Source organism: Deinococcus peraridilitoris DSM 19664 (assembly GCF_000317835.1).
GTDB classification, from domain to species: Bacteria; Deinococcota; Deinococci; order Deinococcales; family Deinococcaceae; genus Deinococcus_A; species Deinococcus_A peraridilitoris.
The window spans coordinates 2,313,613-2,326,757 of the sequence record NC_019793.1 but is presented as its reverse complement, the minus strand read 5'-3'; the positions used below and the strand labels follow the sequence as shown (position 1 = coordinate 2,326,757).

The 13,145-nt window shown below is 66.9% G+C and carries 10 protein-coding genes; 2 read left to right on the top strand and 8 right to left on the bottom strand.

What is annotated here, in order from left to right; translation table 11 throughout:
• Positions 1–8: 8 nt before the first annotated feature.
• The 5 genes from DEIPE_RS11355 to DEIPE_RS11335 form a co-directional block, all read right to left on the bottom strand.
• Positions 9–1,346, bottom strand: a complete 1,338-nt coding sequence (locus DEIPE_RS11355) for a HAMP domain-containing sensor histidine kinase (protein ID WP_015236111.1) — start codon at positions 1,344–1,346, stop codon at positions 9–11.
• Between the two features lie 126 nt (positions 1,347–1,472).
• The gene (locus tag DEIPE_RS11350) at positions 1,473–2,132 is read right to left on the bottom strand and encodes a response regulator transcription factor (protein ID WP_015236109.1); all 660 of its coding nucleotides are present in this window, start codon (positions 2,130–2,132) and stop codon (positions 1,473–1,475) included.
• Positions 2,133–2,308: 176 nt separating this feature from the next.
• On the bottom strand, positions 2,309–2,878 hold the full coding sequence (locus tag DEIPE_RS11345; protein WP_015236108.1) for a hypothetical protein: 570 nt from the start codon (positions 2,876–2,878) through the stop codon (positions 2,309–2,311).
• A 340-nt stretch (positions 2,879–3,218) separates the two neighbouring features.
• Positions 3,219–5,030 carry an ABC transporter ATP-binding protein gene (locus tag DEIPE_RS11340; protein ID WP_015236107.1) on the bottom strand — a complete coding sequence of 604 codons (1,812 nt, stop codon included), beginning with the start codon at positions 5,028–5,030 and terminating at the stop codon, positions 3,219–3,221.
• A complete protein-coding gene (locus DEIPE_RS11335) occupies positions 5,027–6,799 on the bottom strand; it encodes an ABC transporter ATP-binding protein (protein WP_015236106.1) in 1,773 nt (590 codons plus the stop codon). Before DEIPE_RS11335 ends, DEIPE_RS11340 begins: the two co-directional genes overlap by 4 nt.
• A 132-nt stretch (positions 6,800–6,931) precedes the next feature.
• On the opposite strand from DEIPE_RS11335, the gene DEIPE_RS11330 reads away from it, so the two are divergent.
• Positions 6,932–8,071, top strand: a complete 1,140-nt coding sequence (locus DEIPE_RS11330; RefSeq protein WP_015236105.1) for an LLM class flavin-dependent oxidoreductase — start codon at positions 6,932–6,934, stop codon at positions 8,069–8,071.
• Between the two features lie 93 nt (positions 8,072–8,164).
• On the opposite strand, the gene DEIPE_RS11325 is transcribed toward DEIPE_RS11330, so the two are convergent.
• A complete protein-coding gene (locus DEIPE_RS11325; RefSeq protein ID WP_015236104.1) occupies positions 8,165–9,676 on the bottom strand; it encodes an SLC13 family permease in 1,512 nt (503 codons plus the stop codon).
• A gap of 297 nt (positions 9,677–9,973) precedes the next feature.
• Here DEIPE_RS11325 and DEIPE_RS11320 point away from each other — a divergent pair, with 297 nt between their 5' ends.
• On the top strand, positions 9,974–11,200 hold the full coding sequence (locus DEIPE_RS11320) for a lipase family protein (RefSeq protein ID WP_041230856.1): 1,227 nt from the start codon (positions 9,974–9,976) through the stop codon (positions 11,198–11,200).
• A 14-nt stretch (positions 11,201–11,214) separates the two neighbouring features.
• Here the strand turns inward: DEIPE_RS11320 and cobU are convergent, their stop codons facing one another.
• Positions 11,215–11,739: a bifunctional adenosylcobinamide kinase/adenosylcobinamide-phosphate guanylyltransferase gene (gene cobU, locus DEIPE_RS11315; RefSeq protein ID WP_015236102.1), complete on the bottom strand. Its 525-nt coding sequence runs from the start codon at positions 11,737–11,739 to the stop codon at positions 11,215–11,217.
• Positions 11,739–13,145, bottom strand: coding sequence for a cobyric acid synthase (locus tag DEIPE_RS11310; RefSeq protein WP_041230855.1), 1,407 nt, complete (start codon positions 13,143–13,145; stop codon positions 11,739–11,741). Before DEIPE_RS11310 ends, cobU begins: the two co-directional genes overlap by 1 nt.

The window sequence follows — 13,145 nt, the reverse complement described above, 5'->3', positions numbered from 1 at the left end:
TTTGCTCCTCAGCCCTGCCAGGCGACCCGGTCCTGCGGCTCGTGTGCCTGCTGGTCTTGTGGCACTTCCGGGTCTTCGTCATCGAGCGTGCTGGCACTGGGAATGACCAGCACAAACTCCGCACCGCCCTCTGGCCGGTTGCCGCCGCCGAGGGTGCCGCCATGCAATTGCGCGATCTGCCGCGAGACACTGAGGCCAAGACCGCTGCTGCCACTGCCCGAGACGAACGGATCGAAAATGCTTTCTCCCAGGCCCTCGGGCAGGCCAGGCCCATCGTCACGCACGTGAAAGCGCACCTCGCCCGCTTCCTCGTGCAGATACAGCTCCACGTGACCGTCCGGGCCGACCGCCCGCCGCGCGTTGGCGAGCAGGTTTCGCACGGCCTGCACCAGGCGGTCGGGGTCGCACAGCACCATCACGTTCCAGTCACCGCTGTACACGACGTCCGGCACCAACCGGTCAAGCCGCTCGCGCAGCGAGGCCGCGCTCAGGTAGTGCAGGGCCAGCGTCAGGTCCATCTGGCCGCGCGCGAGCTGCATCAGGTCCTGGGTCGTGAAGGTCATCTCCTCGGCCACCAGTTGGGCGCGTCGCACCTCCTGGTCACCCGTGCGGGTGCTGGCGCTGGCCAGGTAGGCCTTGAGCACGGTCAGGGGCGCGCCGAGTTCGTGCACGATCTGACCCAGCAGGGCCTTTTCACTTTGCTTTTGCGTCTCGATGCGGCCCAGCAGCCGGTTGATCGCTTCCAGCAATCGGTAGACTTCGTCTTGCCGTTCGGGCAGGGGAATGCTGCCCGAACTGGGGTCGAGGCGCTCAGCCACCCGCGCTGCCGACGCCAGGCCACGCAGGAAATAGCGGCCCACGAACCAGCCCACCAGCAACATCAGAGCCGGCGCCACGGCCAGGGCCGCGATCAGAAACTGCCAGGCGCTGGCCTTGGCTTTCTCCAGGCTGTCGTCGGGCAGGGCGATCCACACGTTGAGCCCGCTGACACCGGGCATCTCGATGGGCTGCACCAGGCCGCGCACGCCGATGCCGTTGGCCAGTTCCTGGTGGCCGTCGATGATCAGTGGATCGAGGTCGCCGAGACTTTGCGAGCGGGTCACTTCCCGCCCGGTGCTGTCAAAGACCATGATCAGGGCGCCTCCGGAAGGCCGGAACTCACCGGGCTGCACGTCGGGGTTGGGCAGTACCAGCGCTGCCACATACTCGGCCTGATCGATCAAGCGGCTGTTGAACTGTCCGTCGAGCGCCCGGGTGAACAGAAACACACCCAGGCTGCCGGCCGTGGCGATCAGCACAAAGGCGATGATGGTGTACACCAGCGCCAGACGAAAACGCAGGGTCATCCTGGAACCCACTGGCGCGTGAGACGCTGCGCCGGGACCCGCGAGGCAGACAGGACGTGTGTTTCTCCCAGCGCCCAGCCTTCTGCCCTCTGCATGCCGCCCTCCTACCCACCGGTGTGGCAATCCTCAGGACTGCAGCACGTAGCCGACGTTGCGAATGGTCCGAATGCGCAGGTCCGAGCCTACCTGCTCGAGTTTCTTGCGCAGCTGCGAGATGCGTACCTCGACCGAGTTGCTGTTGGGGGTTTCCCAACCATACAGGTGCGACTCGATGTCTGCACGCGAAAAGACCCGGTCCGGCGTGCGCATCATCAGTTCAAGAATGCGCGCTTCGTGCTCGGTCAAAGTCGCATTTTCCTCGCCGGCCTGCAGGGTGAGCGACGAGGTGGACAGGCTGGTGTTGCCCAGCGAAACGCCTCCTCCGGCGGCCGTGCGACGCAGCAGGGCGCTGATGCGCGCGTCGAGTTCGGGCATCGCGAACGGTTTGGTCAGGTAATCGTCCGCGCCGGCGTTGAGGCCCGAGACACGCTCCTGTACCGCGCTGCGCGCCGAGAGAATCAGCACCGGGGTGCTGGAGTACTGACGCAGGGCGCTCACGAGGTCCAGACCGTCACCATCCGGCAGATTGAGGTCGAGCAGGATCAGCTGTGCGCTGTGGGTACCCAGCCAGCCTTGCGCGTCACGAATGGTGGGCGAATGGTGCACCTGATAATCCGCCGAAAGGTAATCGCGCAGCAGCGGCCCCAGATGGGGATCGTCCTCGACCAAGAGCAGTTGAGCTAACACAGAAGGCCTCCTGAAAGACAGGCGACTCGGAGCGGACCGGTCGCCGTGGATGGTGCAGTGGGTTGCCAGAATCCAATCGGAGCGGACCGGTCGCCGTGGATGGTGCAGTGGGTTGCCAGAATCCAAAATTCATGCAGGGGGCTGGCAGGGAATACAGCGGCAAAGACATGGAGAACTCAGGGCTTGCCTTTCCCTTTGTCCTTCTCTTTTTCCTTGTCTTTGCCGTTATCTTTTCCCTTGTCGTTCGCTCCCGCGTTGCCGTTTCCACCCTGACCGGAGTTCCCGCCATTTCCGCTGCCAGAGGCCGGGCTGCTGCCCGAGGCCGGGCCAGACGACGTACCTGACGCAGGTGTCGAGCTGGGAGTGGCGTTCTGGGTCGTGTTGAGGCCGGGGAAATTGAAGGTACGCGGCGCGGTGGACTCGACCACCTCGGTGGTCAGTGAAAAACCACGCCCAGCGAGCAGCTTGGACAAACTCGTCTCCGGCTGCCCTTCCAGCAGAATCTGATCACCGCGCAGCACCGCCCGGTAACTGGTGACGGTGCCACCGTCGTAGATGAACACCATCACCGGTCCGGAAGCCGCCGCCGCCACCCGCAGGTTCAGGCGGTTGCCGTTCGACTCTCCCTGGGCAATCAGGCCCTGCAAATCACGGTCGGTGATTCGCAGGGTGATCGCTGAGGCCGAGCTGGCCAGTGCCAGCATGGACGCCATCACCAGCGCAAGAAATTTAGAAGTTCTCATCATCCTTGACTTCCTGAGTGTACGAAACTTTTCGGTCGCTGCCGAGGGGCAAACCTCACCCCCTACCGTTTGATGGAGACAAAGGCGTACGCGCCACATCTGCACTTCATTTCGCGCGGCCCTGGGCTCGGCACGGATTGACGTTCAGCAAAAAGTCAGCGTGGCCCTGCGGGTCGGCATCTGGCCGAAACTCCACCTCGGGTGTCCCCAAAGTGACGCTCCTATTCTAAAAAACGAACCTGATTGACTTTTGAAGTGCAGCTGAGCGACCCTGAGGAACCCTTGGGTACGTCCGGGAACCCGCTTTAGCAAGTAGTATGCCAGCCCTTCAGGCACACCACGCTCAGGACTGCGGCTCTTCGTCCCACAGTGCGCGCATCTCGGGACTGCGCGCCAGCAGCTCTCCCAGCCTCCCTTGGTCCACTGCGCGCCCACCTTCGAGCACCACGATATGGTCGGCACGCAGCAATGCCGAACGCCGATGCGACACGACCAGACAGGTCACCTGCACACCGTCTTCGCGCTGCCCGAACACGTTTTCCCACAGCTGACGCTCGGTTTCTGCGTCCAGCGCGCTTGACAGGTCGTCAAAGACCAGCAGTTCCGCTTCACGCGCGAACATCCGGGCCGCAGCGGCGCGGCTCACCTGCCCGCCCGAGAGCTTGACACCGCGCGCACCGACCGTGGTGTCCAGGCCACGCTCGAAGCTGTCCACGTCGGATCGCAGCACCGACTGGTCCAGTGCGCGTTCCAGCTGCTCGGGACGCGCTCCCTGCAAGACGTTCTCGCGCAGTGTTTCCGAGAAGAGCTGCGGCAACTGCCCGGTGTAGGCGCTGCGCGGCGGCACGAAGAAGCTGGCGCGGTCCTCGACCTCGCGGCCGTTCCACAGTACCCGCCCCTGAGCGGGAATCAGGCCCAGCAGGGCGCGCAGCAGGGTTGTTTTGCCGCTGCCGATGCGGCCGGTGATCACCACGAACTGTCCGCGCCGCACCGTGAAGCTGACGTCCTGCACACCCCGGCCGTTTTCGAACTGCGCGCCCAGCTGCTCCACGCGCAGTTCGTGCAGCTCTTCTCGCGCCGGGGGCCGGGGCGCCTCGGGAAGATCGCCCCGCAGGTGCAGGTCATGAGGCGCCACGATGGTTTCAGGCTCGGCGTCCTGCAGCAGGCGGGTCATGCGCTCGAAGCTGACCCCGGTGCGGCGGTGCTGCGCGAACATGCCGCCCAGAAAGGTCATGCTGTGCGCCAGACGCGGCAGATAGGCCGCGAACAGCGCAAAATCACCCACCGTGAAGGTCCCGTCGCGGAATTTGGCTGCCGAGAGCAGCAGCACGAAACCGATGCCGACGTTCACCATGCCGCTGTTGACCGAACGGATCAGCTCGGTGAGCAGCACGTCGCGCAGTGCGGCGTGGCGGCGCGTTTCACCCAGCTTGTGCAGGTGCGCCACCATCTGCCCTTCGCGCGCCGAGAGCTTGACGGTGCCCACCGCCCCGAAGGCTTCTCCCACAAAATCAGTCACGCGGGCGGTCGCTTCGCGCGAACGGCGCCGGTAGGCGCGGATGGTGGGGCTCAGCTGGCGCACCAGCAGCACCATCAGCACCAGGGGCGCACAGACCACCAGCGTGACCAGCGGGTCGATCCGGGCCATCAGGGTGATGGCGATGACCGCGTACAGCAAAATGCCCGTGGCGTCCACGAAATACTCGGTGTATTCGGCCACCGACTCGACATCGTCACGAAAGCGGCTGACCGCTTCGGCGGGCGTGTCGGGCAGGCGGCGCGAACCCTTCGCGGTCAGCAGGTAGCCCAGCAGGTTGCGCCGCACCAGGGCGTCAAGCATGTACCACAAGCTGATCCAGGTGCGAAAGGCCACCGTGAACACCCCGAAGCGCGCCAGGCGTACCAATCCAAAGCCCAGCAGGGCCAGCCAGGCGAGCGAGAAGGCCCCCTCGCCCAGGCGGTCGAAGATCAGCTTGGCAAAGTAACCAAAACCAAGCGGCAGGGTGTGAAACACCGCCCACAGGCAGAGGTTCACGAAAAACAGCAGCGGCCGGTATGAAAACAGCCCGCGCATCAGGCGCGTGGTCGAAAGGCGGCGGCCACTCGGTCCGGTCACGCCCGGCTCGCCTGTCTTGCTTTGGCTGGCCCGGGTCATGACAGCACCCCTGTCGCTTGGTCTGCTTGTGGGGCCTCATCCTCTTCGAGGTCGAGCCGTCCTGCACGCAGCAGCGCGCTGTAGCGCGAGTGGGGATCGTGCGCCAGTTCCTCACGCGGAGCGAACTCCAGCACGCGCCCGTCGCCCATCACCAGGATGTCGTCGGCGCGCGCGATCGTGTCCAGGCGGTGCGCGATCACGATGGCCGTGCGCCCGGCCAGCAGCCGTTCCATCGCCTGGGTCAGCAGGGCCTCGGTGGCGGGATCGAGGCGGGAAGAGGGCTCGTCGAGAATGATCAGGCCCGGATCGCTCAGCAGCACCCGCGCAAAGGCGAGCAGCTGCGCCTCGCCCGCCGACAAACTGCCGGCCTGCAGCCGGGTGTGCACGCCGTCCGGCTGACCCGCAAGCCAGTCGCCCAGGCCCACCTCACGCAGGGCCGCCTCGACAAGGGCGTCGTCAACGCGGTCATCGAAGAGGGTCAGGTTGTCGCGCACCGAGGCTTGAAACAGCTGCACGTCCTGGGTCACGACCGCCACCCGGCTGCGCAGCGACTCCGTGCGCAGCTCCCAGGTATCGAGTCCCGCCAGCCGCACGGCGCCCGCAGTCGGGTCGTACAGCCGGGACACCAGCCGGGTGAGGGTGGTTTTGCCGCTGCCGGTACGGCCCAGCAAGCCCACCCGGCGCCCCACGCCCAGGGTGAAGGACACGTCCGAAAGAACCGGCGCCTCACCGTAGGCGAAGGACACCCGGTCAAACTGCAGTTCAAGGGGACCGGAGGGCAGTTCCAACGTTCCCTCCTGCAGGGCCGGGCGCAGCTGCAACAGTTCCCCGATGCGAATCAGGCTGGCCCCGGCCTTTTGCAGTTCCTGCAGCTGCTGGGTGAGCTGGTCGATGGGATCTTCGATCAGGGTCATGTACTGGTAGTAGAGGTAGGCGGTGCCGATGGTGATGGCGCCCGCCGCGTAGAGCCCCAGGGCCATGGCGAGCACACCGACGTAGCCCAGCGCGAACAGGATGAACGAGAGCTGCCACACCGTGGAGCGCGCGATCCAGGCCCGGCGGGACTTCCAGAAGAAATCGCGCTGCACGGCCAGAAAGCCCCTGAGGGCGTGCCCTCCGGCGCCCAGCGCGCGCAGGTCGTCGAGACCAGTCAGGCGCTCCTCGATGTAGCCGTACAGCTTGGCGCTCGCCTCGCGTTCCTGCCGGGTGGGTTCCACGCCCACCCGCCGCACGCGCAGCAGCACGAACAGCGTGAAGGCGGCGAACAGCGTCACGACCAGGCCGACGCGCGCATCCTCGAACCAGAACACCGTGAGGGCCCCGAACAGCAGCAGCAGCGCCCCGAACACCCGCACCGAGAACTGCGAAAAGAAGTTGCTGAGCGCCGTCACGTCACCGTCGATGCGCTCGATCATCTCGCCGGGGGTGCGCTCCTTGTGGTAGCTCATGTCGAGGGACATCAGGTGGCGCATCAGGTCGGCGCGCAGGCGGTTAGTGGCGGTCCAGCCGACGTCGGCGCCCACATACGTCGCGCCCGCCGTCAGAAACTGCACCGCCGTCGCCGCAGCCAGATACACGGCCGCGAAGCGCACCAGCGTGGACAGCGCGCCCTGACTTTGGGCGCTGTCGAGAAAGGCGCGCAGAATCTGCGGGGTGAGCAGCTGCAGGCCGATGGAACTCAGCAGCAGCGCGGCCAGGAGCGTCGCCCGTTTCCACTGCGGGCCCACATAACGCACCAGCACGCCCAGCGCAGATCGGGAAGATGACATGAGGCCAGCCTAATAGGGCGCGCCCGGCGATACATCGGCAGGATGCACTACCCCCACTGCAGACTTCACCCACGTTCATGCAAGCCTGAACCACCGCGCCGCGCGGCGCGGCAGCCTGAAACGGGAGACGACATGCCAAGCCCTGCCCAACCCTTCGAACTCGGCCTCTACACCTTTGCCGAGCGCACCCCCGACCCTTTTTCGGGCGGGCTGATCAGCGCCGAGGAGCGACTGCGAAACCTGCTGGAGGAAATCGAGCTGGCCGATCAGGTGGGCCTCGACGTGTTCGGGCTGGGCGAGCACCACCGCCCGGACTTCGTGGTCTCGGCGCCTGCCGTGGTGCTGGCCGCCGCGGCGGTGCGCACCAAAACCATCCGCCTCACGAGCGCCGTCACGGTGCTCAGCTCCGACGATCCCGTGCGGGTCTTTCAGGAGTTCGCCACCCTCGACCTGCTGTCGGGCGGGCGCGCCGAGATCATGGCGGGCCGGGGATCGTTCATCGAGTCCTTTCCGCTGTTCGGGTATGACCTACACGATTACGACACGCTGTTTGCCGAGAAACTCGAACTGCTGCTGGCACTGCGTGCCGGGGAGCGCGTGCGCTGGTCCGGCCGTCACCGCGCGGCTTTGGAGAACCAGGGCGTCTATCCGCGCCCGCTGCAAAATCCGCTGCCGGTGTGGGTCGCGGTGGGCGGCACGCCCGAGTCCGCCGTGCGCGCGGGCACCCTGGGGCTGCCGATGGCCATCGCCATCATCGGTGGCCTCTCCGAGCGTTTCGCGCCGCTCGCACAGTTGCACCGCGACGCGGCGAGGCGGGCCGGGCACGCTCCCCCACCCATCAGCATCAATTCACACGGCTATATCGCGCCGACCTCGCAGCAGGCCGCCGACGAGGCTTACCCGTACCATGCGGGCATGATGAACGCCATAGGCCGCGAGCGCGGCTGGGCGCCCTTTTCCCGCGCGCAGTTCGACGCCTCGCGCACCCTGCGCGGCGCCCTTGTCGCGGGCGATCCCCAGGAGGTCGCCGAGAAAATCGTGTTTCAGCACGAAATCTTCGGGCACCAGCGCTTTTTGCTGCAGCTGACGGTCGGCACCATGCCTCACGCCCAGATTCTGCGGGCCATCGAGCTCTACGCCACCCGGGTGGCGCCGGTCGTGCGCCAGGAGATCGGGCGCCGCACCTCGCAGGACACCCCCTTACAGAACACCGCTTCGCAGGACGCAGAGGCACAGAAGACGGCGGCAGACAGCGGCGAAGCGCGCCCATGACGTTGCAGACCGGGTGGACCCACAAGGGACCGGCCTCACCAGGAAAAGCCCCAGCGCTTGATTACGCGCTGGGACCAGCACCAGTCCGCCGCGCTACTGCCCGCTGCTCCTGGGCGCCAGGGGCACGCCCGGTTCGATCCCAAACACCGGCCCCGCCAGGAGCGCCAGCAAAGCGACGATCACCGTGATCGAGGCGATGTTGAGCACAAAGCCCGCCCGCACCATGTCACGGATCTTGAGGTCCTCGTAGGCAAAGACGATGGCGTTCGGCGGCGTCGCCACCGGCATCATGAAGGCCGCCGAGGTCGCGATAGCCACCGGAATGGCGAGCAGCAGCGCGTTCTCGCCCAGACCCCCGGCGACCGCGCCCATGATGGGCAGAAAGGTCGCCGCCGTGGCGGTGTTGCTGGTGAGTTCGGTCAGAAACACGATCATGGTCGTGACGAGCAGCACCAGCAGCCACACGTTGATGCCCGACAAACCGCTCACCGCCCCACCGATGGCCTGCGCGAGGCCGGTCGCTCCGAAAGCGGACGCCAGCGCCAGCCCGCCACCGAACAGCAGCAGCACACCCCAGGGAATCGACTCGGCGTCGCGCCAGGTGAGCAGGCGCCGCCCGCCCGAGGACAGCACGAACAGCAGCGACACCGCGATCAGCCCGATGGCCGTGTCGCTCAGGGTAAGGCCGGTCAGCTCGGCAAGCTGCGGACGGAAGATCCAGGCCAGGGCGGTCAGCACGAAGATAACCAGCACGCCGCGCTCGCCCCCGCGCAGGGCGCCCAGCTTGGCCAGCTCGGTGTCCACCACGCTCGCCGCGCCTTCCAGGCGCAGTTCGTTCACGCGCCCCACCACGCGGGTCAGCCAGAACCAGGTGAAGGCCAGCATCAGGATCACAAAGGGCACGCCCAGCAGCATCCAGCGGCTCATGTCGATGGCCACGCCCAGTTCGCGCCCGGCGTAGGCGGCCAGCAACGCGTTGGGGGGCGTGCCGATCAAGGTCCCGACGCCGCCGATGCTGGCGCTGTAGGCGATGCCCAGCATCAGGGCCACCCCGAAACCGCGCAGCTGCGCCGCCGGCAGGCCGCTGCCGCGCAGGTACTCGATCAGGCTCACGCCGACCGCGAACATCATGACGGCGGTCGCGGTATTGGAAATCCACATCGACAGAAAGGCCGTGGCGAGCATGAAGCCACCAATGATGCCCGCGGGGCTCGTCCCGATGCGCCGCACGATGTTCATCGCGATGCGGGTGTGCAGATTCCAGCGGCGCATGGCCGCCGCAATCAGAAAGCCACCCAGAAACAGAAAGATCAGCGGGTCGGCGTAGCTGGCGGTGGTGGGCCCGGCCTCGTTGATGCCCAGCAGTGGCATAAAAGGAATGGGCAGCAGCGCAGTGGCGGCCAGCGGCACGGCCTCGCTGAGCCACCATGTCACCATCCACAAGGTCAGCCCGACCAGCCGCCAGGCACTTTCCGGCAAGTCTCCCGGCGCGGGAATCACCGACGTGAGCAAGGCCAGCAGCGGCCCGAGCAGCAAAGGAAGCCAGCGCACGCTCCCCGGGCGTTCGGGGCCCGGTGTCGGGTCGCGGGTCACGTCTTCACTCACGGCGAACTCCTCTCTTCCGTGTTGTTCTGCACAAAACTCCAGCACACGGTGTCGCGTTGTCCTTCAATTGACGTCGATCCAGCGTAAAAGGCAAAAACCACCTTTTCATGTGGGGGCGATTGAGTCTGGCCCGCCGGCCTTGAGCTGCGGACCGCCTGGCGGCCCGGTGAGCCTTTTGCTCGGCCCACAGTCCGCCACACCGGGTTGCCGCAAACGCCACATCGGGTACTTTTTGAAGAAGCGTTCAGACAGCTCGTATCAAGCCGGAAGAAAGGAGAGCTGACACTGATCACAACCATGCGACGTCCCTTGTTGATGCTCAGCGCACTGACCGCTTCATTGTTGATGACTGCCCAGGCCGCAACGCCCCGCACCCTGACCGGCGCCAAAGCCTCGGGCACCTACACGCCCGCCGCCATCACGCAGGCCGGGCAGGCCCTGTATTCGCGCAACGCACCGCCCGCACCACGCTACAGCGTCGCGCGCTACGACCTGACCCTGCGCTCCACCGACGAGAAGGGAAAACCCCTGACCGTGCGGGCGCAGATCTTCGTGCCGCAGGTGCCCAAGGGCACCAAGCTGCCGGTGTACGTCCTGGGACCCGGCACCACCGGCCTCGCGGACGCCTGCTCGGTGTTCAACGAACGCCCCGAGGTGGCGTCGTGGGGCTGGTACCAGGGGCACATGCTGTCCTACGCCGCGCAGGGCTTCATCGGGGTGATGACCGATTACGCCTACTTCAATGACAAGGACCGCCTGCAGCCGTACTTCGTGTCGGCCAGCGAGGCGCGCATCATGCTGGACGCCGCGCGCGCCGCCTACCAGTTTTTCGAGGGCGCCGGAAAGAGCCTCAGCGCCCGTCCGCAGGACGCGGTGTTCTTCTCGGGGTACTCGCAGGGAGGCCACTCGAGTTTCGCCGCCGCCGACCTCGCGCGTCGTTATGCCCCTGATGTGCCGGTCACGGGCGTGGCCGTCTTCGGCGCGACCACCAACGTCGAAACGCTCTGGCGTGAGAATGCTGCCTTCGCGCCGTACGCGGTCGCGGCCTACGAAGCGTACTACGGCAAGAATCAGGCCGATGCCCGGCAGATTCTGCTGCCCAAGGTGTACAACGGGCTCAACACCAACGCCCGCAGCCGCTGCATCGCCGATCTCTACAGCATGTACAGCAAGCGCCCCGAGGACGTCTTCCAGCCGGAGTTCGTCCGTGCACTGCGAGACGGCACCCTGGCACAGAAATACCCGACCTGGGCCAAGGTGCTGCGGACCAACAACGCCGGCATGAACAAGGCAGGCGCGAGCATTCCGGCTTTCGTGGCGCAGGGCAGCACCGACGACATCGTCACCGAGGCGGCGCAACGGGCCTTTGTGGGCGAGCAGTGCAAGCTGGGTCGGGCGGTGACCTACAAGACCTACCGCGGGATCAACCACTACCAGACCCGTCAGGTGGCGCTGAACGACGCGCTGGAATGGATGAAAAATGTCGCGGACCGCAAGCCCGTCAGCCTGTACTGCGGCAGCTGACCCACCCGAGCGCCCTACGGTTCGGATTTCAGCGTGAGTGGCAAACCCGCCACGACCAGATACGCTTCCTGCGCGGCGGCGGCCATGCGCTGGTTGGCCCAGCCCAGCACATCGCGGTACCGGCGCCCCAGGGGGTACTCGGGCACGATGCCCGAACCGACCTCGTTCGAGACGACGATGAGTGTGCCTTCCCGCTCCCGTCCGGCCTCGATGAGGTCCTGCACGCGCGCCAGGATGTCCTCGGCAGGCAGGTCCAGCAGCAGCAGGTTGGACACCAGCAGCGACAGGCAGTCGAGCAGCACCACCGGGGTGGGCGCTTCATGCAGGGCGCGGGCGGCGTTCAGTGGCTCCTCCAGCGTCTGCCAGCCCGCCGCGCGTTCGCCCTGGTGACGGGCGATCCGCTCGCGCATCTCGTCGTCGAAGGCCTGGGCGGTGGCGATGTAGGTGCGCTTCACGGGCGCGAGTTGCAGCGCGCGCCGCTCGGCGAAGGCGCTCTTGCCGCTGCGCGCTCCCCCGGTCACGAAGATCAGGCGGCCCATCAGACTCCCAGCGCCAGGTCACGCACACGCGCCCAGTCGAGACCGGCCTTGACCTGCTCTGCCAGGGCGTCAAGGCGTGAATCGAGGGTGTCGAGCGCCGCCGTGGACTGCAGGCCCGCCCAGCCCAGAAACGCCTCCAGGTAAGCGGGATTCTCCAGCAGGCCGTGCAGGTAGGCGCCGCGCACGTTGCCGCTGCGCCAGGCCGCGCCCGGCAGGGTCTCGGTCACCTCTGGCCCCGCGACGGTGCGGCCGTGGTGAATCTCGTACCCGCGCAGGACGCTGCCCGTCTCGGCGTCCTTCAGGGCGACTTCGCGGGTGATCTTTTCGGGCTCCAGGGTCGTTTCCAGGTCCAGCAGGCCGAGTCCGCTCGCTTCTCCCCCACCTTCGATGCCGTGCGGGTCGCGCAGCGTGCGGCCCAGCATCTGCAGGCCACCGCACACGCCCAGCACCGGCACACCCTCGCGGGCCAGGCGGGTCACGGCGCCCGCCAGACCGGTTTCACGCAGCCACGCGAGGTCGGCGCGCACGCTCTTGGAGCCCGGCAGAATCACCGCCCGTGCGCCCGCCAGCTCGGCCGGACTTGTCACCCAACGTGCCAGCTCTCCCAGCGGCGCGAATTCGTCGAGGTTGGCCACCCGGGGCAGGCGGGCAATGGCCACCGAGCCCGCCAGGGCACCCGCTTCGAAGAGCGGCGCGGAGCGGTCAGGCAGCAGCCCGTCCTCCTCGGGCAGGGGAATCCCCAGCATCGGCACGATGCCTACCGTGGACACCCCGGTCTGCTGCTCCAGCCACTCGGGGGCGGGGCTGAGCAAAGCGGGGTCACCGCGGAACTTGTTCAGGATAAACCCCCCCAGCAACGCGCGCTCCTCGGCACTGAGGCAGTGCCAGGTGCCCAGCAGGTGTGCGAAGGCGCCTCCCCGGTCGATGTCGGCGGCCAGCAGTACCCGCGCCTGCGCCTCCAGCGCCACGCGCATGTTCACGATGTCCCCGGCGCGCAAATTCACCTCGGCCGGGCTGCCCGCCCCCTCGATCAGCACCAAGTCGTAGTCGGCCAGCAGGCCGTGCAGGCTGTCGCGCACGAAGGGCCACAGGTGCGCCTTGCGCTCACGCCAGGGAAGCTGCGAGAGTGCCAGGTCGGCCTTGCCGAGCACCACCACCTGCGAGCGGGAATCGGCTTCCGGTTTGAGCAGCACCGGGTTCATGCGGGCCTGCGGCTCCACGCGCGCCGCGCGGGCCTGCACGATCTGCGCCCGCCCGATCTCGCCGCCCTCGCGGGTGATGCCGGCGTTGTTGCTCATGTTCTGCCCCTTGAAGGGCGCCACCCGCACCCCCTCGTTGGCAAAGGCGCGGCACAGGGCGCTTACCAGGTAGGACTTTCCCGCACTCGACGTGCAGCCCTGCACCAT

Excerpts from the sequence above, each read along its gene's own strand:
- DEIPE_RS11355 (WP_015236111.1), bottom strand. The coding sequence starts at position 1,346 with ATGACCCTGCGTTTTCGTCTGGCGCTGGTGTACACCATCATCGCCTTT.
- DEIPE_RS11345 (WP_015236108.1), bottom strand. The coding sequence starts at position 2,878 with ATGATGAGAACTTCTAAATTTCTTGCGCTGGTGATGGCGTCCATGCTG.
- DEIPE_RS11340 (WP_015236107.1), bottom strand. The coding sequence starts at position 5,030 with ATGACCCGGGCCAGCCAAAGCAAGACAGGCGAGCCGGGCGTGACCGGA.
- DEIPE_RS11335 (WP_015236106.1), bottom strand. The coding sequence starts at position 6,799 with ATGTCATCTTCCCGATCTGCGCTGGGCGTGCTGGTGCGTTATGTGGGC.
- DEIPE_RS11330 (WP_015236105.1), top strand. The coding sequence starts at position 6,932 with ATGCCAAGCCCTGCCCAACCCTTCGAACTCGGCCTCTACACCTTTGCC.
- DEIPE_RS11320 (WP_041230856.1), top strand. The coding sequence starts at position 9,974 with ATGCGACGTCCCTTGTTGATGCTCAGCGCACTGACCGCTTCATTGTTG.
- cobU (WP_015236102.1), bottom strand. The coding sequence starts at position 11,739 with ATGGGCCGCCTGATCTTCGTGACCGGGGGAGCGCGCAGCGGCAAGAGC.
- DEIPE_RS11310 (WP_041230855.1), bottom strand. The coding sequence starts at position 13,145 with ATGGTGCAGGGCTGCACGTCGAGTGCGGGAAAGTCCTACCTGGTAAGC.